The 26672-nt window shown below is 72.6% G+C and carries 20 protein-coding genes; 10 read left to right on the top strand and 10 right to left on the bottom strand.

The genetic code is table 11. The features are described from left to right. The first annotated feature begins 29 nt into the window (after window positions 1-29). The 3 genes from LZG04_RS36845 to LZG04_RS36835 are packed head-to-tail and all read left to right on the top strand — an operon-like array spanning window position 30 to window position 6957. Window positions 30-1511: a DUF2397 domain-containing protein gene (locus tag LZG04_RS36845; protein ID WP_233826105.1), complete on the top strand. Its 1482-nt coding sequence runs from the start codon at window positions 30-32 to the stop codon at window positions 1509-1511. Beyond that, complete coding sequence (locus LZG04_RS36840) at window positions 1511-2677, top strand: TIGR02678 family protein (RefSeq protein ID WP_233826103.1); 1167 nt, start codon at window positions 1511-1513, stop codon at window positions 2675-2677. The genes LZG04_RS36845 and LZG04_RS36840 overlap by 1 nt, the downstream gene beginning before the upstream one ends. Next, on the top strand, window positions 2674-6957 hold the full coding sequence (locus LZG04_RS36835) for an SbcC/MukB-like Walker B domain-containing protein (RefSeq protein WP_233826101.1): 4284 nt from the start codon (window positions 2674-2676) through the stop codon (window positions 6955-6957). The genes LZG04_RS36840 and LZG04_RS36835 overlap by 4 nt, the downstream gene beginning before the upstream one ends. Here the strand turns inward: LZG04_RS36835 and LZG04_RS36830 are convergent, their stop codons facing one another. Further along, entirely contained in the window at window positions 6958-7329 is a 372-nt protein-coding gene (locus LZG04_RS36830; RefSeq protein ID WP_233826099.1) for a MerR family transcriptional regulator, read from the bottom strand. A gap of 112 nt (window positions 7330-7441) precedes the next feature. Between LZG04_RS36830 and LZG04_RS36825 the strand changes: the two genes are divergently transcribed. Both LZG04_RS36825 and LZG04_RS36820 read left to right on the top strand, forming a co-directional pair. Beyond that, window positions 7442-8515 (top strand): alkene reductase, encoded by a 1074-nt coding sequence (locus LZG04_RS36825; RefSeq protein ID WP_233826098.1) that lies wholly within the window; start codon window positions 7442-7444, stop codon window positions 8513-8515. Window positions 8516-8689: 174 nt separating this feature from the next. Then, a complete protein-coding gene (locus tag LZG04_RS36820) occupies window positions 8690-9796 on the top strand; it encodes a TIR domain-containing protein (RefSeq protein WP_233826096.1) in 1107 nt (368 codons plus the stop codon). Here the strand turns inward: LZG04_RS36820 and LZG04_RS36815 are convergent. After that, window positions 9793-10983: an ROK family transcriptional regulator gene (locus LZG04_RS36815; RefSeq protein WP_233826095.1), complete on the bottom strand. Its 1191-nt coding sequence runs from the start codon at window positions 10981-10983 to the stop codon at window positions 9793-9795. The genes LZG04_RS36820 and LZG04_RS36815 overlap by 4 nt on opposite strands. A gap of 9 nt (window positions 10984-10992) precedes the next feature. Further along, window positions 10993-11466 carry a MarR family winged helix-turn-helix transcriptional regulator gene (locus LZG04_RS36810; protein WP_233826094.1) on the bottom strand — a complete coding sequence of 158 codons (474 nt, stop codon included), beginning with the start codon at window positions 11464-11466 and terminating at the stop codon, window positions 10993-10995. A gap of 58 nt (window positions 11467-11524) precedes the next feature. On the opposite strand from LZG04_RS36810, the gene LZG04_RS36805 reads away from it, so the two are divergent. Next, a complete protein-coding gene (locus LZG04_RS36805) occupies window positions 11525-12388 on the top strand; it encodes an NmrA/HSCARG family protein (RefSeq protein WP_233826092.1) in 864 nt (287 codons plus the stop codon). Window positions 12389-12407: 19 nt separating this feature from the next. Here the strand turns inward: LZG04_RS36805 and nudC are convergent, their stop codons facing one another. From nudC to LZG04_RS36785, 4 genes are all read right to left on the bottom strand, one after another. After that, the gene (gene nudC / locus LZG04_RS36800; protein WP_233826090.1) at window positions 12408-13358 is read right to left on the bottom strand and encodes an NAD(+) diphosphatase; all 951 of its coding nucleotides are present in this window, start codon (window positions 13356-13358) and stop codon (window positions 12408-12410) included. After that, the gene (locus LZG04_RS36795; protein ID WP_233826088.1) at window positions 13355-14743 is read right to left on the bottom strand and encodes a pitrilysin family protein; all 1389 of its coding nucleotides are present in this window, start codon (window positions 14741-14743) and stop codon (window positions 13355-13357) included. Before LZG04_RS36795 ends, nudC begins: the two co-directional genes overlap by 4 nt. Continuing rightward, window positions 14740-16026 carry a pitrilysin family protein gene (locus LZG04_RS36790; RefSeq protein ID WP_233826087.1) on the bottom strand — a complete coding sequence of 429 codons (1287 nt, stop codon included), beginning with the start codon at window positions 16024-16026 and terminating at the stop codon, window positions 14740-14742. The genes LZG04_RS36795 and LZG04_RS36790 overlap by 4 nt, the downstream gene beginning before the upstream one ends. Window positions 16027-16358: 332 nt before the next feature. Further along, window positions 16359-17999 (bottom strand): DUF2207 domain-containing protein, encoded by a 1641-nt coding sequence (locus LZG04_RS36785; RefSeq protein WP_233826086.1) that lies wholly within the window; start codon window positions 17997-17999, stop codon window positions 16359-16361. A 135-nt stretch (window positions 18000-18134) separates the two neighbouring features. Between LZG04_RS36785 and LZG04_RS36780 the strand changes: the two genes are divergently transcribed. Further along, a complete protein-coding gene (locus LZG04_RS36780; protein WP_267938796.1) occupies window positions 18135-19355 on the top strand; it encodes a neutral zinc metallopeptidase in 1221 nt (406 codons plus the stop codon). 15 nt (window positions 19356-19370) lie between these two features. After that, entirely contained in the window at window positions 19371-20270 is a 900-nt protein-coding gene (locus tag LZG04_RS36775) for a neutral zinc metallopeptidase (RefSeq protein ID WP_233826083.1), read from the top strand. On the opposite strand, the gene LZG04_RS36770 is transcribed toward LZG04_RS36775, so the two are convergent. Then, on the bottom strand, window positions 20240-20677 hold the full coding sequence (locus LZG04_RS36770; RefSeq protein WP_233826080.1) for a hypothetical protein: 438 nt from the start codon (window positions 20675-20677) through the stop codon (window positions 20240-20242). The two genes, LZG04_RS36775 and LZG04_RS36770, sit on opposite strands and share 31 nt — an antisense overlap. Window positions 20678-22016: 1339 nt before the next feature. Here LZG04_RS36770 and LZG04_RS36765 point away from each other — a divergent pair. Together LZG04_RS36765 and LZG04_RS36760 are read left to right on the top strand one after the other, a co-directional pair. After that, window positions 22017-22694, top strand: coding sequence for a response regulator transcription factor (locus LZG04_RS36765; protein ID WP_374202969.1), 678 nt, complete (start codon window positions 22017-22019; stop codon window positions 22692-22694). Then, window positions 22691-24181: a cell wall metabolism sensor histidine kinase WalK gene (locus LZG04_RS36760; RefSeq protein ID WP_233826076.1), complete on the top strand. Its 1491-nt coding sequence runs from the start codon at window positions 22691-22693 to the stop codon at window positions 24179-24181. The genes LZG04_RS36765 and LZG04_RS36760 overlap by 4 nt, the downstream gene beginning before the upstream one ends. Before the next feature lie 2 nt (window positions 24182-24183). On the opposite strand, the gene LZG04_RS36755 is transcribed toward LZG04_RS36760, so the two are convergent. Both LZG04_RS36755 and LZG04_RS36750 read right to left on the bottom strand, forming a co-directional pair. After that, window positions 24184-25251: a TrkA family potassium uptake protein gene (locus LZG04_RS36755; protein ID WP_233826073.1), complete on the bottom strand. Its 1068-nt coding sequence runs from the start codon at window positions 25249-25251 to the stop codon at window positions 24184-24186. Continuing rightward, window positions 25248-26660, bottom strand: a complete 1413-nt coding sequence (locus tag LZG04_RS36750; RefSeq protein ID WP_233826071.1) for a M20/M25/M40 family metallo-hydrolase — start codon at window positions 26658-26660, stop codon at window positions 25248-25250. The genes LZG04_RS36755 and LZG04_RS36750 overlap by 4 nt, the downstream gene beginning before the upstream one ends. Between the last annotated feature and the right edge of the window lie 12 nt (window positions 26661-26672).

The following is a 26672-nucleotide window of genomic DNA, read 5'->3' as shown; positions in this document are numbered from 1 at the left end:
GTCGGACCGCCGCACTAGGGTGGCGCACCGTGGAACCAGCCGGCCGCCTCAAGCTCTACGCGTACTTGGACGCCCGCGATCACCAGCGCACGTACCTGGCGATCATGCGGTTGTTCACGTCCACGCTGCTGGCCGACCTGTCCGCGGGCGAGGTCGCGGGCGCGCTGGCGGGCGCGGAGCGCGAGGGCCGGGTCGAGCCGGGCGAGTCGCGCATCGAGAACGTGATCAACCGGCTGCGGCAGCTCGTCGAGTGGGGCAACCTGGTGCAGGGCAGGCGCGAGGTGGTGGCCTCCAGCATCGCCGAGTTCCAGCACGGCAGCGTCCGCTACCAGGTCAGCAAGCTCGCCGTCCGGGTGCAGCGGGACGTGGACGAGCTGCTGCGCGTGCCCGAGGGCGCGCGGGAGGTGTCGCGGGAGCTGCTGCCCGCCGTGGAACGCGGCCTGGACCGGCTGGGCCAGTCGCTGTCGGAGGCGTTGATCAGCGGCGCGCCCCGCAGCCGCGAGGTGCTGGCCGAGCAGGTCACCACGCTGTTCCTCCAGCACGCCGAGCTGGCCGCGACCGTGCGCGACTTCTACGCCTACCTGGGCCAGGTCGTGACGCGGCACCACCTCGCGCCGGAGGAGATCTCCGGGTTCCGCAACCTGCTGGTCGAGTACATCCAGATGGTCGTGGAGGACGTGCTGCGGCACACCCCGGCCATCGCCGACGCCCTGGCCCGGGTGAACTCCGCGCGCTCGGAGCTGCTGCGCCTGCTGGGCCGCGCCGACCTCGGCGACCAGGTCGAACGGGCCCGCGGCCGGTCGCCGGAGGACTGGCAGGAGCTGACCGACTGGTTCGTGGACCGGCCGGGTCGGCCGAGCCAGGTGACCGCGCTGCGCGAGGCCACGGCACGCGCGATCGGGTCGCTGCTGGCGAGCGTGAAGCGGGCGACCTCGGGCGGCGGGCTGCTGCCGAGCCGGCGCGCCGAGCTGCTCAAGCTGGCCGCGTGGTTCGACTCGGGCACGCGGGAGCAGGCGCACGAGCTGTACGCGGCGGCGTTCGGGCTGCACTCGGCGCGGCACGTGTCGCCCGCGCCGGAGCACGACAGCGACAACGAGCGCACACCGTGGCGGGACGGCCCGGTGGTCGAGGTGCAGGTCAGCGTGCGCAGCCGCGGTGATCGCGGCGCGCGGGGGCGGACGTCGAGGATCCTGGACGACCCGATGACCGAGCAGTCGTTGCTGGCGGAGGCCCGCGAAGCGGACGAGCGGCGGGCGGCGTCGGTGGCGGAGCTGGCGGCGGCCGCACCCCGGCTGGCCGAGACGACGCTGTCCGGCGAAGCGCTCGGGGTGCTGTGCGAGCTGCTCACGCTGGCCATGGCGCAACGTGACACGGCGGCCGACTCGGGTTCGGCGACCGACCCGGTGCGCGGGCTGCGCGTGACGGTGGCGCACTCCCGAGGGCAGTCCACCCGGATCCGCTCGGCGGCGGGGACGTTGACGCTGCACGACTCGACGTTGGTGCTCGACTGATGTTCGACGACCTCTCCGAGATCGACGCGGCGAACGTGGTGCGCTGCGCCCGCACCCTGCTGCGGCGGCCGCTGCTGCGCGCCGACGGGCCGGACGGCGAGCTGTTGACGCTCGTCTACCGGCACCGGGCGGCGTTGCAGGACCTGTTCGCCCGGCTGCTGGGCTACCGGCTCGTGGTGGAACGGCGGTTCGCGCGGCTCTACAAGTCCGGGCCGGGCGCGGACGACTCGCGCGGCGTGCTCGGCATGTCGCCGCGCGGGTACGCCTACGTGGCGTTGACCATGGCGGTGCTCACCGGCGTCGGGCGGCAGACGCTGCTGTCGCGGCTGGTCGCGGACGTCCGCGCGGCGGCGGTGGAGGCCGGGCTGACGGTCGTGGACGACGTGGCCGACCGGCGGGCGTTGACGGCGGCGTTGCGGCACCTGGTGTCGCTGGGCGTGCTGCACGAGACCGAGGGCACGGTGGACGTGCACGCCGAGGCGTTGATCACCATCGACACCGACCTGCTCGGCCAGTTGCTGACCGGCCCGGTGGCGGAGGCCGACTCGCCGTCGCGGCTGGTGGAGCTGGCCGCCCGGCCCGGCCCGCGCGGGGTGGAGCACGCGGTGCGGCGCAAGCTCGTGGAGAACCCCGTCGTGCTGTACGCGGACCTGCCGCCCGAGCAGGCCGAGTGGTTGCGGCGCAACCAGCGCAAGGAGTCGGCGTTGCTGGAGACGTGCTTCGGCCTGCACACCGAGTGCCGGGTCGAGGGCGTGCTCGCGGCCGACCCGGAGGACTACCTGACCGACCTGTACTTCCCCGGCACGTCCACGGTGGCGCGGATCGCGCTGCTGGCGCTGCCGGAGCTGCTGGAGTCCGACCCCCTTGCCGGTGGACGGCACGCCGTGGACCGGGCGGAGCTGCGCGAGGTGTGCTCGCGGCTGGTCGAGGACTACCCGGCCGCGTGGTCCAAGCAGTTCACCGACGACCTGGACCGGCTGGTCGACGAGGTGCTGGAGCTGTTGCGCCGCATGGGGTTGGCGGTCGCGGCGGAGGATGGGTGGCTGCTCAACGCCGCCGCGCACCGGTGGCTGCCGTCGCCGGACGGCGACCCGGAACGTGAAGTGGAGCCGGTCGTCGTGCCGGACGTGCCCAGCTGGTCGTTGTTCGATGAGGAGACCGCGTGAACAGGTGGCGGCTGCACAGGGGCGGCATCGTCAACATCTGGCAGTACACCGAGCAGACGTTCGACTTCTCCGGCGGGCGCGCGATCTTCCAGGGCACCAACGGCTCCGGCAAGTCGCGCACGCTGGAACTGCTGCTGCCGCTGTGCCTGGACGGCGACCTGCGGCAGGTCGGCTCCAAGGGCTTCGACACGGTGTCGTTGCGGCGGCTCATGCTCGACGACTACGACGGCGGCCCCAACCGGATCGGGTACGCGTGGGTGGAGCTGACCCGCGGTGACGACGAGTACCTGACCTGCGGGTTGGGCGTGAAGGCGTCCAAGACCTCGCAGGCGATCACCGACTCGTGGCGGTTCATCACGCCGCTGCGGGTGGGTCACTCGCTGGCGCTGGTGGGCGCGGACCGCACGCCGCTGGGTCCGGCGCAGTTGCGCGACCTGATCGGCGCGGACCGCGTGCTGGAGGAGGCGGCGTTCCGGGCGCGCGTCGCCGAGACCGTGTACGGCGTGCCCGCCGCCCGGTACGGCGACCTGCTGCACCTCCAGCGGACGCTGCGCAACCCCGACGTCGGGTTGAAGGTGCTGGAAGGGCAGCTCGAGCAGATCCTGTCCGACGCGCTGCCGCCGTTGGACCAGGCGATGGTCGAGCAGTTGGCGACGTCGTTCGACGACCTGGAGTCGATCCGGGAGAACATCACGCGGCTGTCGTCGGCCGATGCGGCGCTCGGGACGTTCCTGAAGACCTACTCCGACTACGCGTTCGGCGGGTTGCGGGCGGCGGCGGTCTCGCTGGGGGCGGCCGAGGACGGGGTGCGCAAGCTGGAGCGCGCGTCGGCCCGGCTGTCGGCGTCGTTGGAGGAGACGCTGTCGGCACGTGCGGCGGCGGAGCACTCGTTGACGTCGTTGGAAGCCGGTGAGCAGCAGGCCGAGGAGACCATCGGGGCGTTGAAGGAGCTGCCGGCGTTCCGCGACCTGCAGGACTTGCAGACGCGCGAGAAGTTGGTGGCGGAGAAGCGCTCGTCGGCCGTGGCGGCGTTGGACATGGCGAACAAGCAGCGGTTGCAGGAGGACGGCGCGGTCGACGGCGTGCTGCGGCTGCTGCGCCGGCTGGCCGAGGACCTGGGTTCGGCGCGGGAGCTGGCCGAGCCGCTGCGCCACCACCTGCGTGCCGCCGGCCTGTCGCCCGCCGTGGTGCCCGACGTGCCTGCGGTGTCCACTTTGGACGCCGTGGTGCGCACGGAGTCGGTGCGTGCCAAGCCGGACCCGGAAGCCGAACCGCTGCCGATCGAACGCCGCGTGCCGCCGCCGGTCGGCGTCGACGAGGAGACCTTGTCGGCGGTGGCGGAGCGGACGTCGGAGATCGCGTCGGCCGCCCGGCAACGCGGGGCGCTGGCCCTGGCGCTGGCCGCGCGTGCCGCCGAGTTGGATGCGGCGCAACGGCAGGTGGACGCCCTGCGCCAGACCGCCCGGGACGCGCAGCACGCCGCGACCGAGGCGGCGGCCCTGCGCAACCAGGAGGCGCAGGAACTGGCCGAGGTGGCCCAGACGTGGCTGTCCGACGTCGAGGACTGGCGCACCTCGGGCCCGTTGGCCGACGTCCGACCCGACACCCCGCTGCCGCTGCCGACCACCGTCGACCCGGCCACCGCCCGCTCCCTGACCACCACCGCCCGCGACTGGGTGGGCCCCCTCGTCACCGCCGCCAGGGACGACGCCCACACCGCCACCCAACACCGCGCCGACCTGGCCACCAGGATCAACGCGTTGGACGCGGAACTGTCCGCCCTGCGCTCGGGCACCGCCCAAACCCCGGACCGCACCCGCTTCACCGGCGCCGACCGGGACGCCGGGTCAGGTGCCCCGTTCTACCGCCTGGTCGACTTCCACCCGTCGGTGGAGGAGCGCGCCCGCGCCGGCCTGGAAGCCGCCCTGGAAGCCTCGGGCCTCCTGGACGCCTGGGTGACACCATCGGGTGAACATGCCCTGGAAATGTACGGAAACACCGTTACCGCACCTCGGTTGAAAACGAGCAGCCCGACCTCAACCACCCCCGTCCACCCCAACACCCCCCAAGACGTCCTGGCCATCCCGGGCCCACCAGCCCAAGGCCCCTCCCTGGCCACCGTCCTGACCCCGGCCGTCGAACCGAACTCCCCCGTCCCCGCCACCCTGGTGGCCGACCTGCTCGCCTCGGTATCCCTGCACACCCTGACCCCGCCCCCAGGGACTGCCGCCGGAACTCCCGCAGACCCGGCGGCCCCCACGGACCCTGCCGCCCTCACCACCCCTGCCACCCCTGCGGACCCGGCCACCCCCGCGACCCCGGCCACCCTCGCGAACCCGGCCATCGCAGCGGACGGGACCACCCCGACCACCCCGACCGCCGCGTTCGCGGTGTCGCCGGACGGGCGCTGGCAGGCCGGCGTGCTGGCGGGGGCGTGGCACAAGGACGCGGCCGAGTTCATCGGCGCGGGTGCCCGTGAGGCCGCCCGCCGCCGGCGGATCGCGGAGCTGGAGGACGAGCTGGCCGCCCTGCGCGCCGAGCTGGGCGTGGCCGAGGCGGAGGTGGCCGAGGCGCACGGCTCGGTCGAGCGGTGGGAGGGGCACCTCGACCGGTTCCCGGCCGACCGCGAGCTGGTCGCCCGGCACGGGCGGCTCCAGGCGGCGCAGGAGTCCGCGGACCGGGCCGCGCGGCGGGCGGAGGAGTTGCGCGAGGAGCTGGCCACCGCCCAGGCGCGCGGTGAGGCGGCGGCGGCCGAAGTGGTGCGCCAGGCAGGTGACGCGGGGCTGCCCGCGACCACCGACGGGCTGCAACAGGCCCAACAGGCGGCGGCCGAGGCGCAGCGCACGGCCGATCGGTTGGGTGACGTGCTGCGCCGCCAGTGCCGCAGCACGGTGGCCGACCTGACCGACGCGGCGCACCGGTACCACGCGGCGGTGGAGGATCGGGTCGCGGCGGAGGCCGACGCGCAGGCGCGGTGCGTCGACTACGCGTCGCAGGCGTCGACGTTGGCCGAATTGTCCGACGCGATCGGCGGCGAGGCCAAGGAGATCGCGGACCAACTGTCCACTTTGGAGCGTTCACGGCGGGAGATGCGCGCCGAGCTCAAGGGTGTGCGCGAGCAGGTCGCGTCGGCACGCGAGCAGGCGGCCAAGCTCACCGCCCAATTGGAGGCCTCGGCCGAGCAGCTCGCCGCCGCGAAGGACGCCCTGACCCGCGCGACCGAGCACTTCAAGGCCACCGTGCAGGCGCCGGGCATCCTCGTGGCCGCGCTGCCGGACGTGCCCGAAGACGTCACGTCGGTCCGCGCCGCGCTGATGGCCTCCGACCGGCGCGGCGCGGGCGAGGCGACGGTGATCACCAAGCTCCAGGCCCTGCAGACGGCGCTGGCGGGCAGCCACGACATCGCCGCCGAGCAGCACGTCGGCCTGCTCACCGTCACGGTCACCGGCGAGGAAGGTGCCCGCCCGGTCGCCGTCGCCGCACGCCAGGTCACCGCGAAACTGGCCGAGCAGCGCGGTTACCTCGACGAGCAGTACCAGAACATCTTCGCCGACTACCTGATCCGCGACCTGGCCGAGTGGCTGCGCGGGCAGATCGCGGTCGCCGAGGACCTGTGCAAGCGGATGAACGACGTGCTCGGCAAGGCCCGCTCCAGCCAGGGCGTGCACGTGAAGCTGGCGTGGAAGCCGTCGGCGGCGTTGGAGGAGGAGACGCGCGACGCGTTGGCGCTGGTCCGCCTGCCCTACGCGGAACGCACCCCCGAGCAGGACGCCACGCTGCGCCGCGTGTTCACCGAACGCATCGAAGCCGAACGGGACGCGCACACCGGCAACTACGCCGAGATCCTGTCCCGCGCCCTGGACTACCGCACGTGGCACCAGTTCACCGTCACGGTGGCCGACACGGGCCCGGACGGCAACCCGCGCGAACGCCGGTTGCGCCAACTGTCGTCGGGCGAGACGCGGCTCATCTCGTACGTGACGCTGTTCGCGGCGGCGGCGTCGTTCTACGACGCGGTCAGCGGCGAGTTCGAGCCGCTGCGGCTGGTGCTGCTGGACGAGGCGTTCGAGCGGCTGGACGACCCGACGATCGCCCGGATGCTGGGCCTGCTGGTGGACCTGGACATGGACTGGGTGATCACCTGGCCGAGCGGCTGGGGCGTGTCCGACAAGATCCCCCGCATGCACATCTACGACGTGCTGCGCCCGAAGAACGGCCGGGGCGTGGCGTGCACGCAGACCACGTGGGACGGCGCGGCGCTGGACCGGGTCGACCCGTAGTCAGACCGCGACTTGGCCGGCGTCGCGGTACGCGCGAACCGTGGCCATCAGGTCGTCGAGCGCGTCACGCGTGCGCAGCAGCTCGTCGATGTGCGCGGAGAGCCGTTCGCGTTCCTCGGCCATGCGCGCCATCGCGGCGTCGGAGTTCTCGTCGCTGGGCGAGTCGACGCACGGCAGCAGTTCGGCGATCGTGCGGCTGGACAGCCCGGCGGCGTACAGGCGCTGCACGAACGCGACCCGCTCGACGTCGTGCTCGGCGTAGTGGCGCTGCCCGCCGGCGCTGCGGGTGCTGCTGAGCAGCCCCTGTTCCTCGTAGTACCGCAGCGAGCGGACGCTGACCCCGGTCCGTACCGCGAGTTCACCGATCCGCAAGGCACCCTCCCGTTGTGACGTCGGCCGCACGACTTGCCTCTCACATTGATGTCAGGTTTTAGCGTACCAATCGAGCCCGCAGCGGGCCTCGACCAGTACGAAGGAGTTCGGCATGACCTCGCTGTTCGACCGCTACCGCCTCGGCGGCCTCGACCTGCCCAACCGGGTCGTGATGGCCCCGATGAGCCGGGTCCGGGCCGCGGCCGGCGGTCTCGCCACCGCGTCGATGGCGACCTACTACGCCCAGCGCGCCACCGCCGGGTTGATCATCTCGGAGGGGGCGCAGCCGAGCCTGGTCGGGCAGTCGAACCCCGGCACCCCGGGCCTGCACACCGACGAGCAGGTGGCCGCGTGGCGAACCGTCACCGACGCCGTGCACGTCAACGGCGGGCGCATCTTCGCCCAGATCATGCACGGCGGCCGCGTGTCGCACCCGGACACGACCGGGTTCCAGCCGGTCGGGCCGTCCGCCGTCCCCGCCACGGGTGACGTGTTCACCCCGAACGGGCCGAAGCCCGCACCGGTCCCCCGCGCGCTGGACACCGCCGAGGTGCCCGACCACGTCCGCTCGTACGCCGACGCCGCCCGCCGGGCCGTGGACGCCGGGTTCGACGGGGTGGAGCTGCACGGCGCGAACGGCTACCTGATCTCGCAGTTCCTGTCGTCCAACGCCAACCTGCGCACCGACTCGTACGGCGGCCCGATCACCAACCGGATCCGCTTCGCGGTCGAGGTGGTCGCCGCCACGGTGGACGCCGTCGGTGGTGCCCGGACCGGGATCAGGCTCTCGCCCGGCGGCACGTTCTGGGGCGTCGAGGAGACCGACGTGCCGGAGCTGTACGCGGCCCTGCTCGCCGAGCTGGCCCGCTTCGACCTCGCCTACGTGCACCTGGAGGCCACCGCGGACGAGGAGGTGCTGATCGGGCTGCGCCGCGCGTGGCCGGGCACCCTGATCATGAACCCGGTCATGCCGCTGGGCCCGAAGCAGACCGACCGGACCACCGCCGACCACTGGCTCGGCCTGGGCGCGGAGCTGATCAGCTTCGGCCGCTCGTTCATCGCCAACCCCGACCTGGTGGAACGGCTGCGCACCGGCCTGCCGCTGGCACCCGTCGACCCCGACACGTACTACCAGGGCGGCGACGCGGGCTACCTCACCTATTCGGCGTACCAGCACACGGCGTGACCTGCGGCGTCACAGCGCGGGGCTGGGGGTGCGGTGGCGCACGTGGCCCAGGACTCGCACCCCACCGGCTCAACCGACGCACGCGCATTCACGACGTGCTGTGCCCAACAACCGGCCGCAGCGCGGAACTCGACCGCCCGGCCCATGGCAAGCTCTCATCGGTAGCATCTGCACGTGACGTTGAGCAATGCCGATGTGCACAGGATGTACGGCAAGTCGTCCTACGAGGAACTGTGGGAGAAGGCGCTCAACGCTGTGGAGTCGGGCCAGGCCGGTTTCACGCTGAAAACGGGCGATGTGCACACCGCCAACGATCTCAGCGGATTGCTCGGAGCGTTCGACCAGCCCACACCGGCACGACGGAAATTGCGGCCCGGAACGCGCACGACGGTCACCGTGACGGAGTTGGACACTCGTTTACGCCGTAGCAAGTTCGGCAGCGGTCTACGGGAACTGCTCGAGATCCTCACCGGCCGACCGGTGGTGACCACCGCGGAACGACGGGAGATCTTCACGGCCGAGTTGACCAAGGCAGGCATCGTCGACCACCCGTGGATCGATTCCTGGCTCGACTACTGCCAGCACCCTCGACGCGTGCAGTCCATCGAGGTGCGCGTCACCGCGCAACGCTGTGCAGCCATTTTGGCCAGGCTCGTGCTCGATCCATCGACATATCCGGAGGAACACACACCGTTGGAAAGCCTTGCCGACATATACACGGGCGACTCCGCCGGCTTGAGCCCACGGCGCCTGGTCGGGCAACTCGTCATGCGAGCGGTGTCCTCAGCGCACTCCAAACCGATGCCGACGACCACGTATGAACGCTGGCTTTCTTGGCTTCGAGCCGGAGTGATCATGGATGACAGGTCAACCTGGGACGTCTTCATCAGTCACGCGCACGAGGACAAGACCGCCTTCGTGCGACCCTTGGCGACCGCGCTGCGTGAAGCGGGACTCCGCGTGTGGTACGACGAATACACGATGGTCCCTGGCGACAGCATTCGCGAGTCGATCGACAAGGGGATTCAGCGGTCGCAAGCCGGTCTGCTGGTGATGAGCCCGCACTTCTTCCGCAAATTCTGGACCAAGCAGGAAGTGAACGGCTTGTTCAGCGTGGCGAGCAGCCAGGGCACGGGGCTAATCCCGGTGCTCCACGGCTTGGACCACGAGGAGTTCACCAGGCACTCGCCGATGTTGGCGGACCGGTACGCAATCCGGTCGGAAGTCGGGATGGACGCGGTGGTGGATGGCGTGCTGCGCGCCATGGGCAAGCACTCCTAGAGCACCCGGCTGGGGGTGCGGTGGCGCACGCCGCCCGCGGCCAGGAACTCGGCCACCGGCAGCGTCGCCGCACCCAGGGCGACCGACTCCGGGCCCAGCTCGCACAGGGTGATCGCGGCCTGCTCGAACGGTCGGTGCAGGGCGTGGCGGGAGGCCTGGGTGCGCACGTCGTCGAGGATGCGCGCGCCCAGCAGCAGCCCGGCCCAGCCGCCGACGATCACCTGCGACGGGTTGAACAGGTTGATCAGGTTCGCGATGCCCAGCCCGGCGTAGCGGGCGGTCTCGGCCAGGACGTCCCGCGCGGCCCGCGAACCGTCCGCGACCAGCGCCGCCAACGCCTGCTCCTGCTCGGCGGGCACGTCTGCCTTCACCGCGCGGTACCGGCCGACCACGGCCGACGCGCCGATGTACGCCTCCAGGCACCCGTGCGCGCCGCAGCGGCACGGCCGCCCGTCCAGCGCCACGGTCGTGTGGCCCCACTCCCCCGCGCCGCCCGACGACCCGCGGTACAGCACGCCGCCCGTGATCACGCTCGCGCCGACGCCCGACCCGATCAACGCGACCACCGCGTCACCCGTGCCGCGGCCCGCGCCGAACCAGACCTCGGCCTGCCCCAACGTGTTCGCGCCGTTGTCGAGGAACAGCGGCAGGTCGGTGCCGGTGCGCAGCAGCCGTTCCAGGGCCACGCCGTGCCAGCCGACGGTCTGCGCGTACACCCGGCCGTGCTCGACCTGGCCGGGCAGGCCGATGCCGACGCCGAGCACGTCACCCACCCCGCTCTCGGCGAGGCACCGGTCGAGTCCTTCGAGGACACGCCGGGCCACCTCGTCGACGGAGTGCACGTCCGGCTCCATCGGGAACGTCGCCTCGGCCAGCCGCCGCAACGTCAGGTCGAACACCTCGACCAGGACGTGCGTCTCACCGACGTCGACGCCCACCACCGCCGCGTGGTCCGGGTTGACGCGCAGCAGCACGCGGGGCCGGCCGCCGTCCGAGTCGACCTGCCCGGCTTCGACCACGACCCCGTCCGCGATGAGCTCGGCGACCACGTTGCTGACCGACGCCTGGCTGAGCCCGGTGGCACCCGCGAGTTCCTGGCGGCTGCGCGGTTGGTCGAAGTACAGCGCGCGCAGCACCCGCGCGCGGTTGCCGGCACGCAGGTCGCGCACGGTCAGTCTGCGGTGCACGCCCCGACGTTAGTCGGTCGCGAACCTCTTGGCGTCCCATTTGCCGTGTGCTTCCAGCAGTTTTCGCCCGATCCGCTTGAGCTCCGCGACGTCGCGATCACTCAGCGCAGCGGCGAACTCCTCGGCGACCGCGTCGCGGTACGCGGGGGCGCTCGTGGCCGCCAGTACCTGCCGCCCGGCGTCGGTCAACACGGCGTGGACGACCCGGCGGTTGTCCGGTGGCTGTTCGCGCGCGACCCAGCCGCGGCGGACCAGGCGTTCGACCAGTCGCGTGACGCCGCTGGGGCTGACCGCGAGCAGCTCGGACAGCTCGGACATCAGCAGCCGCCCGTTCATGTGGATGCGGTACAGCGCCTCGTGCTCCAGGAGCGAGCACCCGGCGGCGGCCTCGATCCGGCGTTCCACGGCGACCCGGACGGCGTCCACGCCCTGCTGGGCGTACAGCCAGGCCAGCAGCGCGTCACCGGGCTCGTGTCGGCTCATTGCGGCAGCCTAGCAAACTCGCTTGACCGCAGAACATTTTCACTGTCAACCTTTGCTCATGAAACCCATCCTGGTCACCGGCGCCACCGGCGCCCAAGGCGGCGCCGTGACCCGCGCGCTCCTGGCTCGCGGCCACCGCGTCCGCGCCCTCACCCGCACGCCGCACGGCGTTGCGGCACAAGAACTCCACCGGCTCGGCGCGGAGATCGCGCACGGCGACTTCGACGACCCCGCGTCCCTGCGCACGGCCCTGCACGACGTCCGCGCGGTCTTCGCCGTCACGACGCCGTTCGGCACCGACACCGACACCGAGACCCGCCACGGCATCGCGTTGGTCGACGCCGCGCGGGACGTGGAGCACTTCGTGTTCACGTCGGCGTCCAACGCCGACCGCGGCACCGGCATCCCGCACTTCGACAGCAAGCAGCGCATCGAGGAGCACCTGGTCGCCGCCGGTGGCCGGTGGACGATCCTCGGACCGGCCGCGTTCATCGACGACAAGTTCGGCGAGTGGACGTTGCGGGGCCTGCGCGAAGGCACGTTCCACCTGCCCCTGCCGTCGGACCGCCCGCTGCACCTCGTGGCCGTGCGGGACATCGCGACCGTCGCCGTGCTCGCCCTGGAGCAACCCGACCGGTTCGCGGGCAGGCGGCTGGACCTGGCCGGCGAGTCCCTCACCCCGGCGGGCATGGCCGAGGCGTTGACCGCGGCCACCGGCCGCCCGATCCGCCACCACCGCCCGCCGCTGGATGTGGTCGCGCGCTACTCGGCGGACCTGGCCGCCATGTTCGGCTACTTCACCGAGGTGGGCACCGACATCGACCTGCGCCGGCTGCACGCCGACCTGCCCGAGGTCACCTGGACCCGGTACGCGGACTTCGTGCGCACGCTGCCGTGGCCCGACCTGCTGCGGGTCGCCTGACCCGCGCCGCCGCGCCGGGTCAGCCCGCCGCCGCCCACGACTGGATCATCCGGTAGGCGATGGAGGCGCCCGGCGCTAGCAGCAGGTCCGGCACGCTGCCCGGCTCGGCCAGCGCCTGCCGCACCTCCGCCCGGCTGACCCACCTGGCCTGCGCGATCTCGCCGTCCGCGAGCCGCAACGGCTCGGCCGGGTCGGCCACCGCCTCGAACCCCACCATCAACGACCGCGGGAACGGCCACGGCTGGCTGCCGAGGTAGCGGATGTCGGCGACCTCGACGCCGACCTCCTCCTCGATCTCCCGCGCCACGCACGCCTCCAGCGACTCGCCCGCCTCGACGAACCCGGCCAGCACCGAGTAGCGGCCCTCGGGCCACCCCTCGCCGCGCGCGAGCAGCACCTGGTCCGCGCCGTCGTGCACCAGGCAGATCACGGCGGCGTCCGTGCGCGGGTATTCCTCGCGCCCGCACCGCTCGCACACCCGCGCCCAGCCCGCCTTGATCGACTCGGTGCCCCCGCCGCACACCGCGCAGAACTTCGCCGACCGGTGCCAGTGGAACAACGCCACCGCCGACGTGAACAGGCCCGCGCCCGTGTCGTCCAACAACGCGCCGCACGCCCGCAGGTCGAGCCACTGCGGCTCGTCGGTCAGCTCCGGCCGGAACCACGCCCGGCCGGCCGGAGCACCGACGTCCGTCTCGTCCTCGGTCAGCGGAACCGCCCAGTACGCCACGCCGTCCTGCTCGCCGAGCAGCACCGCCGTGTCCGGCGGCCCGTCACCGAACTCGGTGGCGGGCCGGTCGACCACGCGCGAAGCCTGATCCGCCACCAGCGTGCGACCGTGCGCGTCCACGGTGAGCACGCGCGCCTTCGGCCACAACTGCGCGAGGCGCTCCGCGTCACCCCGCAACGGCTCCCGCCGGTCCACCGTGAACCTCGACAGGGCGGGCAGCTCCACCAACTCGAAGCTCACGGCAGGGTCACGCCGCCCAACGCCCGCAGCTGCGGGGTCAACAGCTCCGCGTCGCCCACCAGCACGCCGGTGAACGCCGTCGGTGCGAAGAACTCCAACGCCACCTCCGTGACCTGCTCCACGGTGACCTCGGCCAACCGGCCGGGGTGCCCGGTGAACCACTCCACGTCCAGGCCGAGCCCGGCGAGGTTCACCAGGAACGACGCCAGCCCGCCCTGCGACGAGGTCGCGGTCAGCAGCGACCCGATCGCGTACCGGCGCGCGGTGTCCACCTCGGACTCCGTCGGCGGCACGAGACCCAGCCTGCCCAGCTCGTACCGGGTCTCCAGCAGCGCCGCCGCGGTCACCTCGCTCGCGGTGTCGGCGTCCACCAGCAGCGTGGCGCCGCCCGGCGTGAACTCCGGGTGCGACCGCGCGCTGTAGGTGTAGCCCTTGTCCTCGCGGATGTTCTCCACCAGCCGCGACGAGAAGAACCCGCCGAACACCAGGTTCGCCAACTGCAACGCCGGGTACCGGTCGTCGGTGCGCTCCAGCCCCCGCCCGGCGAGCCGGATCTGGGACTGCACCGCGCCGGGACGGTGCACGAACAGCACGTCACCACCCCGCACGGGCGGCAGCGGCGACAACGACACCGCGGTGCCCTCGCCGGTCCACCCGCCCAGCGCGCCCTCGACCGCCCGCACCGCCGCGTCCGGCTCCACGTCGCCCACCACGACGATCACCGAACCGCGCGGCAGCACGGCCGACGCGTGCAGCGCCAGCACGTCGTCACGCGTGACCGCCGCGACCTCCTCCGCCTCGGGCATCTCCTTGGCGAACGGGTGGTCGCCGTACAGGTGGCGCTGCAACGCCTCCCGCGCGATCACGTTCGGCTGCGACCGCGCCAGCCGGATCCGCTCCACCAGCCGCGCGCGTTCCCGCTCGACCTCGTCGGCCGGGTAGGTCGCACCGGTCAGCACGTCCCGCAGCACGTCCAGCACGGTCTCGAAACCGGACACCAGCGCGTTTCCGGACAACGCCAGCCGCTCCGGGTCGACCACCGCGTCCAGCTCGCCGCCGACCAGCGCCAGCTCGGTGTCCACGTCCACCCGGCTGCGCGTCGCCGTGCCGGTGAGAATCGTGTTCGCCAGCACCTCCGCGCGAGCCGCGTGGGTGGAGCCGACGCTGCTCGTCGCCGGGTCGCCGAACGGGATCCGCAGCCGCACCTCCACCAGCGGCACGGATGACCGGCGCACGGCCAGCACCCGCAGGCCGTTGGCCAGCGTGGTGTCGATCGTGTCCAGGTCCGCCGCCGCCCGCTGCTCGCCCAGCTCGGGGAACGGGCGAGGCCCTAGCTCCGTACGGCCGATCTCCTCGGCGCTGCGGTGCTTGGTCGGGGCGCTCACTCGTTACCTCCACTGGCGGGCTTGAGGGTCAGGACGGCGCGCGAGTCCGGCCGCAACGCCTTGGCCGCCGCGGCGACCTCGTCGGTGGTGATGCCGGACAGCTTCTCCGGCAGCTCGTACAGCAGCTCGGCCCGCCCGAACAGCAGCTCGGCCGACCCGAGGCCCAGCGTCCGGCTGGTGAGCCGGTCGTGCTCGCGGTGCATGGTCGACACCCAGCGGGCGGTGACCTTCGCCAGCTCCTGCTCCGACGGCCCTTCCTCGGCCAACCGCAGCAGCTCCTCGTCCACCGCCGCGAGCACCTGCTCGGAGCTCACCTCCGGCGGGTGGATCGCGGTGATGCTGAACGTGTCCGGGTCGCGCGCCTCCAACGGCCCGAACAGACCGCACCCCGCGCCGACGTCGACCACGATCGCGTCACGGTGCACCAGCCGCTGCTGCAACCGCGACCCGTCGCCGTCGGTGAGCACACCGGCCAGGACCAGGTAGGCGAGGTAGCCCTCGACCTCGGTCACCGGGTCCGGGATCCGGTAGCCCACGGCGATGGCGGGCATGGGCGCGTGCTGGTCGGTGTGCTCGGCCCGCAGCTCGCCCTTCGGCGGCGCCTCGGCGAACGACGGCCGGGACGGCACCGGACGGGCGGGCACGTCACCGAAGTGCTTCTCGACGAGGGCCTTCGCCCCCTCCGGGTCGAAGTCGCCCGCCACCGTCAGCACGGCGTTGCCCGGCGCGTAGTAGGTGTCGAAGAACGCGGCGCAGTCGTCCACGGTGGCGTTCTCCAGGTCGGTGAAGTCGCCGTAGCCGTTGTGCGCGTTGGGGAACGTCTGGAACAAGACCGGCGGCAGGAGGATCCACGGGAACCCCCCGTACGGTCGGTTGAGCACGTTGAGCCTGATCTCCTCCTTCACGACGTCGATCTGGTTGCGCAGGTTCTCCTCGGTGAGCTTGGGCGCCCGCATCCGGTCCGCCTCGAGGAACAGTGCCCGCTCCAGTGCCGCCGACGGCAGCACCTCGTAGTAGTCGGTGTAGTCCGGGTGCGTCGACCCGTTGAACGTGCCGCCCGAGGACTGCACGTGCCGGAAGTGGGCCAGCTTCTCCAGGCTCTCGCTGCCCTGGAACATGAGGTGCTCGAAGAGGTGAGCGAACCCCGTCCGCCCCTCGGGCTCGGAGCGGAAGCCCACGTCGTAGTGCACGCTCACCCCGACGACCGGGGCGCTGCGGTCGGGTGCGAGCACCACCCGCAGACCGTTGGGAAGCGTGAACCTGTGCAGTTCGGGTAGCGCCATGAACGCAGCCTACGGGTTCACACCACTGCCGGGCTCGACGGTCGCCCGCCCGTCGGAGCGCCCCGCTACGCCCAGCGCGAAACGACCGGGTTCGGACCGGCCGACCAGCCGCTCGACGGTCGATCCGGGACCGGGCGCACGCCTGCACCGGTCCGGACCACCGCCTGTCTCAGCAGGCCGCCCACCCGGTGGAGCCGGCGCGCGTGGACACCGGGTTGGCTGGGGCCTGAACCCCCACCACCGTCACCCGCCGCCCGCGGGTTCGTGTTGGGGGATGGCTCCATTGTCGAACTGCTGTTCGACGTGGCGCAAGATCACTTTCGAGTGAACGTTCAGCCGCGCAGCGACCGCAGGTGCCCCGCCTGCGCCAGCACCCCGTCCACCGCGCCCAGGAACGCCGGGAACCGCTGCGCGAACCGCCGCAGGTCACCGCCCCGCTCCGCCTCGCCGAACCAGTACAGCCCCGGCCGCGCCCCCGCGAACGCGGCCAGCCACCGCTCCGTCTCCCCCAGCACCACCGCGTACGGCAACGACCGCGAGAACACCATCTCCCGATCGGACTCCGGGATGTCCTGCGGCGTGACCGTGTGCAGGTACCCGCGCAACCCGCGCACGTGCTCCAACAGCACGCTCCCGCGCCTGGTCCGGGCGGGCATCGTCCGCGCGCCCACCGCCAACGCCACCCCGGCGACCAGGACCACCAGCCCGAACAACGCCGCACCGCCGACCAGCGCCAACACCACCGTCAGCGCGGCGCCCAGCACCGCGACCCCCACCCCGACCCACCACCACAGGCTGCGCTCCGCGTCCGGCCGCCGCGCGAACCAGTTCTTCGCCACCACGTCGGCGTACAGCTCGTCGCGCACCCGGGAAAGGTCGATCCGCCTGCCCCGCAGCTCCGACAACGACACCGCGTCCACCTCGTCTGGCAACAACGCCTCGTACACCGCGCGCTCATACCCCGACAACGACGGGTCGGCCGGGTTGCGCCGCACGAACCGCCAGTCGTGCCCGTCGACCTCCTCGATCCACACGTAGTTGCGCACCGCGAGGTCCACGATCGTGGCGGTCACGTCCACCACGTCCACGTGCTCGTCCACCACGGTCCCGACCTGGCCGGGCAGCACGCCGTCCGGCGAGGCGAACGCCACCCGCCCGGACCCGTCGGCCACCAGCACGTTCACCGGCCCGACCTCACCGGCCAACGCCCGCGCGTCACGGCCCCGCAGGTACCACAACAACAACCCGCCGCACAGCAGCAGCACGACGAGCCCACCGAGCCCCGCGCCGGTCAACGGGGTCAACGCGAACGCCGCCGCCAACCCCGACGTCTCCTCCACCCGCGCGTTGGCGGGCGCCGTGCCCTCCTGCAACCCCACGGCCACGTCGACCCGCTCGCCCGCCGCCAGGCCGATCTCCGTCACCCGCACGCCGCGCCCGTCGCCCAGGTCCGCGCTGGTGCACGGCTTCGACGTGCCCGGCTCGCCGGCCAGGCAGTTCACCGACCGCGGCACGTCCGGCGTGATCACGGAGACCTTCACCGAGTCGAGCTCGGCGTCCCACCCGCTCGCGGGCTGCCACCGCAGCTCCAAGGTGTCGCCGATCTGGGCGACGGTGCCGACCACGGAGTACCTGACGGTGGACGTGCCCGCCTGGAGTGCGATCGTGAGCTCGTCGTCCGATGCTGTAGCGGTGCCGTTGCCCTCCACCGCCACGTCGCCGACCTGGAACACCCGGTCGCGGTCGGAGGAGACGGGGACGCGCAACGGGACGACCCGCTTCGCGGACTTGCCCTCGGGGACGGTGACCACCTCGGTCACGCTCAGCCTGCCGTCGCGCTCCAGCTTGAGCCGCACGTCCGCGCCGATTGTCCCGGGCAGCCCGGCCGTGCTGCCCGGTTGCGCCGACGCTGTGCCGACGCCCGTGCACAGCGCGACCGCGCAGATGGCCGCCGCTCCCCAGTTTTTCAACACGGCCGCGGAGAATAGCGGAGTTCCCCTAAGCTCTTGTGCTGATTCGGGCATCCGCGATATGGGGGACGACCAGCGATGACGCAACCACCGCCACCGGGTGGCTGGCCACCGCCGCGACCGGTCGGGCCGCCACCGATGCCCGCCCCGCTGCACCCCCAGCAGCAGCCCCAGCCGACCCGGCAGTGGCCCGCGCAGCAGCCGCCGCAGACCGGCCCGCAACCCCAGCCGTACCCCCAGCCGCAGTACCCCCAGCAGCAGCCGTGGCCCGGTCAGCCGCCCGTGACGCGACCGCCGATGGCCCCGCCGCAGCCGCCGCCCGTGAACTGGGGGCCGCCGCCCGGACCGCCCCAGGGGTGGGGCCCCGCGCCGAACCCGTACCCGCCGCTGCCGCGGCAGAAGAGCAAGGGCCCGCTGGTGGCCGTGCTGGTCGTCGGCTTCCTCGTGCTGGGCGTCGCCACGATCGGCATCGTGGCCGCGACCAGCGGTTCCAAGGAAGCGAGCGACTCGGGCAACGCCGGGTACGCGAGCTACACGTACACGCCCGAACCCACCACCACCACGACCACCACGACGACGACCACCACCGAGAGCAGCAGCAGGCGATCCACGTCCACCAACACGCCGAAGGCTGGCCCCAAGGCCAGCATCACGCTCGGTGACAACCCGATCCACGCCGCCGGCCTCGGCGCGTTCAACATCGACGGCTGCCCCCTGCCGGCGATGGACTACTCGCCCGCCGGCCAGGACCGGTTCCTCCGGGCCGCGCTGCCGTGCATCGAGGCGATGTGGAAGCCGTCGTTCGAGCGCGCGAACCTGCCCTACCAGCCGGTCGAGCTGGTCATGGTGACGTCCCAGATCACCAACACGTGCGGCAACATGGGCCCCGACCGCACCGCCATGTACTGCGACGGCACGATCTACTGGACGCCGAACCACTACGCCAACGAGCAGGGCTCGGCCAACCCCAACCACCCGGGCAAGTACCTGGGCCAGCTCGCGCACGAGTACGGCCACCACATCCAGTGGCTCTCCGGCATCCTGCGCGCGTCCAGCCAGGCGCAGTACGAGAAGGGCGGCTGGGACACCCCCGAGGGCCTCGACCTGAACCGCCGCAAAGAGCTGCAAGCCACGTGCTTCGGCGGGATGACGCTGGCGCCGCTGTCGCACGGCGCGATCCCCGCGGACGTCATCTCGGTGGCCCTGACCGACGCGGGCAACCGCGGCGACTACCCGATCTACCCCAACCGGGACCACGGCGCGCCCGAGCGCAACGCCGCGTGGGTCAACCACGGGTTCAAAAACAACGAGACGAGCGCGTGCAACACTTGGGTGGCGAGCGCGGCGGACGTCAGCTGACCCGACTGGAGGACCGTGCACACGCCCGAGGAGCCCAAGAACAACCCGATCGTCCTCATCGGCGTGTTCTCGTTGATCGTGTTGTGCGTGTTGGGCCTCGGCGGCATCACGCAGCTCGAGACGTCCCGCCGGGTCAACGGCCGCGCGGTGGCCGCGCCGGGCGTGACCGGCACCCAGACCACCGAGACCGAGGCGCCGCGGCCGCGTGCCGTGCACCGGCTGGCCGACCACCCGCTGCTCACCACGCCCGTTCGGCTGCCCGTCGTGACGTGCGCGTTGCCGGGGTTCGGGGTGTCGGACGCGGAGCTGGCGTCCTACTACAAGGCCGGGGTGCTGTGCCTGGACCAGGCGTGGCGGCCGGCGCTGGAGCAGGCGAACCTGCCGTTCGACCCGCCCGCGCTGGACACGTCGCCGGACCTGGCCGAGGGGCCGTGCGGCTCGGCGCCCGCGGAGAGCGAGGCGGTCGCGTACTACTGCGGGCGCAACAGGACCATCTACATGCCCACGCGGCGGCTGCGTGACAACGGCGGCGGCGAGCGCGCGGGGTCGCACCTGGCGACGTTGGCGCACGAGTACGGGCACCACGTGCAGGCGTTGACCGGCATGTTGCGCGCCGCGGACAGCAAGCTCGTCGCCGCGGGCGAGGAAACGCCGGCCGGGCTGGAGATGTCGCGGCGGATCGAGCTGCAGGCCAACTGCTTCGCCGGGATGTTCCTGGTGGCGGCGTCCGAGTCGCTCGGGTCCGGGTTGGCTCAGGAGGCGGCGGACGACTTCCAGTACGCCGTGAAGGAGCCGCCGGAGAAGAACGCCCACGGCAGCCCGGACAACCAGTCCGAGTGGGCGTCGCTCGGGTTCACGTCGGGCGTGACGACCTCGTGCAACACCTACGCGGCTTCGGCGGAGGACGTGGGCTGAGAACGCCTGGTCAGCAGGTAGGCGTAGAGGCCGCCGGCGAGGCCGCTCAGGCACATCAGCAACGTGGCCAACCTGATCTCGAACGGCACGCCCGCGGGTGCGGCGGCAGCGGCTTGGACGGTGAACTCGCCGTCGGTGTCGGCGGGGACGACGACTTCCACCACCTCGTTCGGCTGGTGGCCGCAGCCGTCGAGCTTGGCCGTGTGCGTCCGGTCACCGATCGTCAGTTCGACCCGGTCGTAAGCGTCGGCGTCGCCGCAGGAGGCCGGTTCGACGACGGTGGCGGTGACCCGTTGGGCCTGGGTGGACGTGCGCGGCCACCACAACGCGACCGCTGCCGCGACGGCCAGCAGGCCCACGACCAGCAGCACCAACGCCCACCTGACCGGGCTTCGCGGAACCGCCACAGCGTGGATGGTCGCAGACGGCGCGGCGGGTTGTCGTGCGGGCCGTGGCGGTGGACGACGCGCCCAAACATCACTCGATCGTGATCTTGCCCACCCTCGAACTCCTGTTCGACACTGGACCCATGCCTCTCACCCCCAAGCACTCCGACCCCATCCGACTCCAAGCCCGACTTCGCGCCCGTCGCCGGATGCCTCACCGAGCACCACGGCGAGATCTCCGGCCTTGGACCAGCCGGCCTCGCCTGAGGCCGCCACGCCCACGACCGGGCCACCTCGGCCGACCACCGCCGCCCTGACGCGCACTTCCCATTCCAGGCTCCATCCCGATGGCGCACCCGCCCCACTCCCGCAGCCGAGCCCTCGCCCCAGCCCGAAGGAGGTCAACCACCAACGCCAGTCCCAGCCGAGCTCGCCCACCAACGCCCGCCACGGTTGGGCCCGCCCAACCCGCCGTAGCACCCAGCCACCCACACCCGCAGCCCGGGACCGGTCCCAGCCAAAGGTCACCGACCGAAGCCCGCCCCCGGCCGCACCCGCCAACAGCACCAGCCCTGGTCCAGCCGCCCAACCCGGCCGCAGCCGCCCAACCACCCAACCCACGCACCGCAAGCCCACGCCCGGCCCTAGCCAAGGCCGCCGACCAAAACCGACCCCTGGCCGCACCCACCAACAGCAAGCCCGGTCGGGCGCCGGCTCGCCCTCGGGTCGCACGACGACGGCGGCACGTCGGCCGTGCTGGGCGGTGCGGTCAGCTCCACCGCGTCGGCCGGCCGCGGCGGGCCCGGCGAACCACCCGATCGGCGGCGCGCCGCTGGGCACCGGCGCGCACGCCGCCGTCACCACCAGGGCCAAGACCGCGGCAGCCGTCTCACCGGTACTCCTTCAGCCGCTGCCACCGCCCGAACCAGCCCCGGTCCAGCCACCCAACCCACACACCGCAACCCACACACCGCAACCCGGGCCCGGCCCAGCCGAGGCCGCCGACCAAAACCAGCCCTTGGCCGCACCCGCCGACAGCATCAGCCCCGGTCCAGCCGCCCGACCACATCCGCCCACCGCCGGCGGCCCAACGGCTGCCCAGACTTCGGCTGCCAAACCCGGCCGGACCCCGCCCCACCCGGCCGATCGCAAGACCGCGAGGTCGGCCATGTCGGCCCGTGCCCATCCACATCGATCCGAATTCCCGCGTCCACGCCGGCCGCTCGCCACCGGCACGTGGCCGGGCCCCACAAGCGGCCGGCCTCCCCCGTCCGCGCCCATGTCGAGGGAGGTCGGCCCCAAGTCCGGCACATCCACCGGCTTCACGGCTGTGCTAAGCGACGCGACGCAGAATATGGAGGTGTCGACTGCTGCCAGAGTGCTGGTGATCGAGGACGCGGAGGCGATCGCCGCCGCGGTCGGTTCCGCTTTGCGGGATGCGGGTTACCAGGTGCAGGTCCGGCCGGACGGTCGTGACCTCGAAGGGGAGCTGGTCCGGTTCCGGCCGGACCTGGTGGTGCTCGACGTGATGCTGCCCGGGCGGGACGGCTTCATGCTCCTGGAGGTCATCAGGCGGACCTGTGGGGCCGGGGTGGTGATGTTGACCGCTCGGGACGGGGTGTCCGACCGCCTGCGAGGGCTCGACCGGGGTGCGGACGACTACGTGGTGAAGCCGTTCGTGCTCGCGGAGTTGGTCGCACGGGTGAGCGCGGTGCTGCGGCGGTTGGGGCGCACACCGTCCACGGTGCAGATCGGCGACCTGGTGGTGGACGCCGACTCGGCGGTCGTGCTGCGCGGTGACATGGTGATCGAGTTGACCGCCACCGAGCTGCGGCTGCTCCGGTACCTGGCCGCGCAGCGGGGGCGGGTCGTGGGCAAGACGCAGATCCTCACGGCGGTGTGGGGTTACGAGGACTACGACCCGAACCTGGTGGAGGTGCACGTCAGCGCCCTGCGCCGGAAGTTGGAGGAGCACGGGCCGCGGTTGCTGCACACCGTGCGCGGGCTCGGCTACGTGCTCAGGGCGGACGAGACGTGAGCTTGCGGACCGTCTCGCTGCGTCGACGGGTCACGCTGTCCGCGATCGGTGTGCTCGGCGTCGTGCTGGTCGGGGTCGTGTTGTTGGTGGACGCGTTGTTCGCGGCGCAGTCCAAGCGGGACGTCGACACCGCGTTGCTGGAGAAGGCGCGGGTGGCGCAGCAGTTGGTCAAGCAGCGGGTGCGCGGGGCGGACCTGGTGAACCGGCTGGAAGGCCGGGGTGTGGAGGTCCGGCTGGTCATGCCGGACGGGACGGTGTTCGGGAACGCGCCGGACGAGGAGGTGGCGAACGAAGTCAACAGGCAGTTGGTCGACGGGTCGACCATCACCGTGTACGCCGAGTCGTCGGTCATCACGGCGGCGCAGGCCAGGCTGCGGCGGCTGTTGTTGCTGGTCGGGGTCGGCGCGCTGGCGGTGACGGTCGGTGCCATGGTGCTGGTGGTGCGGCGGGCGTTGGCACCGTTGGACGCCATGACCACGCTGGCCCGTTCGATCGCGCGCGGCAACCGGGGCTACCGGCTCAACCCGTCGCGGGCGGACAACGAACTCGGTCGGACGGCGGCCGCGTTCGACGACATGTTGGACTCGTTGGAGGGATCGGAGGAGCGGACGAAGCGGTTCGTGGCCGACGCGGCGCACGAGCTGAGGACACCCATCGCGGGCGTGCAGGCGGTCGCGGAGGCCCTGATGCAGACCGCGAGCGCCGAGGAGCGGGAGCGGTTGAACCTGCTGCTGGTGCGCGAGTCGCGGCGGGCCGGGCGGCTGGTGGACGACCTGTTGGCGCTGGCACGCATCGAGGCCGGTCTGGAACTGCACCGGGAACGGGTCGACCTGCTGGCGTTGGCCGAGGCCGAGGTGGGGCGGACGCGGTTGGTCGCGCCGGAGTTCGACATTGCAGCGGAGGGCGAGTCGGCGTTCGTGTCCGGTGACCCGCAACGGCTGGCCCAGGTGCTGGCGAACCTGGCCGACAACGCCCGCCAGGCCACCGGCCCGTCGGGTCGCGTGCGGCTGCGGGTGTCGACGGCGGGCAGCTTCGCGCTGCTCACCGTGTCCGACAACGGGCCCGGTGTGCCGCCGCAGGACCGGGAACGCATCTTCGACCGGCTGGTCCGGCTGGACGAGGCGAGGGACCAACGCTCCGGCGGCTCGGGCCTCGGCCTGCCGATCGCCCGTGGCGTGGTCCGCGCTCACGGCGGCGAGCTGTCCTGCGTCCCGCCCAACCGCCATCCGGCGAGCAGGGAGGAGTCGCCTGCGCCGAGCGGGTCGGTGGCGGGGTCGGCCACCGACGTCGCGCGGCACGGCGGGGCTGCCGTCATGCCCACGGACGAGCCGTCCGAGGACGTGGACAGCGCCCGCGCCGCGCGGCCGGGTTCGGCGGGCGATGCAGTCCGCGACCCCGAACCGGCCGACGGCGTGCGGGGTGAGGGTGCTGCGCGGCCCGAGGTGGGTGGGGCGGTGTTCGAGGTGCGGATCCCGTTGGTCGACTGAGGTCAGGCTTCCTTCGGCGGGGTGACCTTCTTGACGTAGAGCAGGCGGTCGCCGGCTTCCACCGCGTCGGCTTCCGGGGCGTCCACCCGGTAGAGGGTGCCGTCACGCACCACGCCCAGCACTATGTCCGGCAGGTGACGCGGCGAGCCCCCGATCTCGGACGGCTCGACGTCGCGTTCGGCGATGGCCAGGCCGGCGTCGGGGGTCAGCAGGTCCTCCACCATGTCGACCACGGACGGGGTGGCGGTGGCCATGCCCAGCAGTCGGCCGGCGGTTTCGCTGGAGACCACGACCGAGTCCGCGCCGGACTGGCGGAGCAGGTGCTCGTTCTCCCGCTCCCGCACCGAGGCGACGATCTGGGCCTTCGGCGCGAGCTCGCGGGCGGTGAGCGTGACCAGGACGGCGGTGTCGTCGCGGTTCGCGGCCACGACGACCGCCCGCGCCCGGGGGACGCCCGCCACGCGCAGCACGTCGTTGCTGGTCCCCGAGCCGTGCACGGTGACCAGGCCGATCGCGGACGCGGCGTCGAGGGCCTCCTGCGTGGTGTCGACGACGACGATCGAGCCCGGCTCGGCGCCGTCGCCCATCAGGGCGCTGACGGCGGACCGGCCCTTGGTGCCGTACCCGATGACGACCACGTGGTCCCGCACCTTGGTCCTCCACTTCTGGATGCGCAGCGCCTGCCGCGAACGCTCGGTGAGCACTTCGAGGGTCGTACCGACCAGGACGATCAGGAACAGCACCCGCAAGGGGGTGATCACCAGGACGTTGACCAGCCGCGCCGACGAGCTGGCGGGGGTGATGTCACCGTATCCGGTGGTCGAGAGCGACACCGTCGCGTAGTACACCGCGTCCAGGAAGGACAGGCCGTCCTCGTTGACGTCACGGTAGCCGTCACGGTCGAGGTAGACGATCAGCACGGCGGCCATCAGCGCGGTGAGCGCGCCGATCACCCGTTTGAGGATGGCGCGGACGGGGCTCTGCACCGTGTCCGGCATCCTGATCACGCCGACGAGCGAGTGACCGGGCCGCTCGGCGAGCGGTTCCCCCGGGCTGGTGCGGCGGATCATGACAGCCTCTCGGGGAGTAGCCGCCACAGCCGGGCGGCGGCCTCGGCGCCGCGGAGGAGCTGCGGCACGACGACGCGCTCGTTCGGCGCGTGGATCCGATCATCCGGCAACGTCGCGCCGAGGTACACGACCGGCACGCCGAGCCACCCGTGCAGCAACGCCGCCGGGCCGGAGCCACCCGTCCGGCTGAACCTGACGGGCTGCTCCAACGCGGCCTGCACCGCGTCACGCACCGCGCCCACGGCCGGGTGGGAAACGTCCACCGCGTAGGGCGGCGCACCGTCACCGCTGGTGATCACCTCGGCGTGCAGCCCGGCCGGGGTGTGCTCGGCGACGAACAGCCGCAGCGAGTCGGCCACCCGTTCCGGCCGCTGGTCGGGCACGAGCCGGAACGACAGCTTCACCGACGCCCGCGCGGGCACGATCGTCTTCAGCCCCGGCCCGGTGTAACCGCCGTGGATGCCGTTGACCTCGGCGGTCGGCCGCACCCAGACCCGTTCGAGGGTCGACCACCCGGTCTCACCGGCCACCGCCCGCGCACCGCCCGAGTTCGCCAGCCACACGGCCTCGTCGAACGGCAGCGCCGCGTAATCCGCTCGCTCGGCCTCGGTGGGCTCGACCACGTCGGCGTAGAAGTCACGCAGCCGAACGCGCCCCTCGTCGTCGTGCAGCGCCGCGACGAGCCGCGCGATCGCCGTCGCCGGGTTCGGCACGCTGCCGCCGGCCCGCCCCGAGTGCACGTCGGACGTGCCGCCCGTGAACACGACCTCCGCCCCGTACACCCCGCGCTGCCCCGTGCACACGGTCGGCGCGTCACGCGCGTAAAGCGGTGTGTCGGTGAACACCACCAGGTCGCACGAGAGGTCGGCGCGGTGGTCGTCCAGCAGTCGCGTCAGGTGCGGCGAGCCGGACTCCTCCTCGCCCTCCACGAACAGCTTCAGCGTCACCGCGGGCCGCGCCGCGCCGGTCGCCGCCAGGTGCGCCTTCACCCCGAGCAGGTGCATCGCGACCTGCCCCTTGTCGTCGCTGGCACCCCGCGCGAACAGCTCCTCGCCGACCAGCGTCGCCTCGAACGGCGGGTGCTGCCACTGCTCCACCGGGTCGACCGGCTGCACGTCGTGGTGGCCGTAGACCAGCACGGTCGGCGCGTCCGGGTCCGCGGCGGGCCAGCACGCGTACACGGCGGGCAGCGCCGGTCCCTCGTCCCAGACCCGCACGTCGGGCCACCCGTCGCGGCGCAACGCGTTGGCCAGCCAGTGCGCGGAGGCGGCCACGTCGCCGTGGTGCGCCGGGTCGGCCCCGATCGACGGGATCGCCAGCCACTCGCGCAAGCCGATCAGGAAGTCGTCGGCGTGCGCGGCCACGGCCGCCCGCTCGGGATGGTCGGGTTTCTCGGGATCACCGCTCACGGTGCGGGAGGA

The organism is Saccharothrix sp. S26, from assembly GCF_021390395.1.
Classification (GTDB): domain Bacteria; phylum Actinomycetota; class Actinomycetes; order Mycobacteriales; family Pseudonocardiaceae; genus Actinosynnema.
Note: the sequence above shows the minus strand (reverse complement) of the source record. Positions and strands in the feature narration are given on the sequence as shown.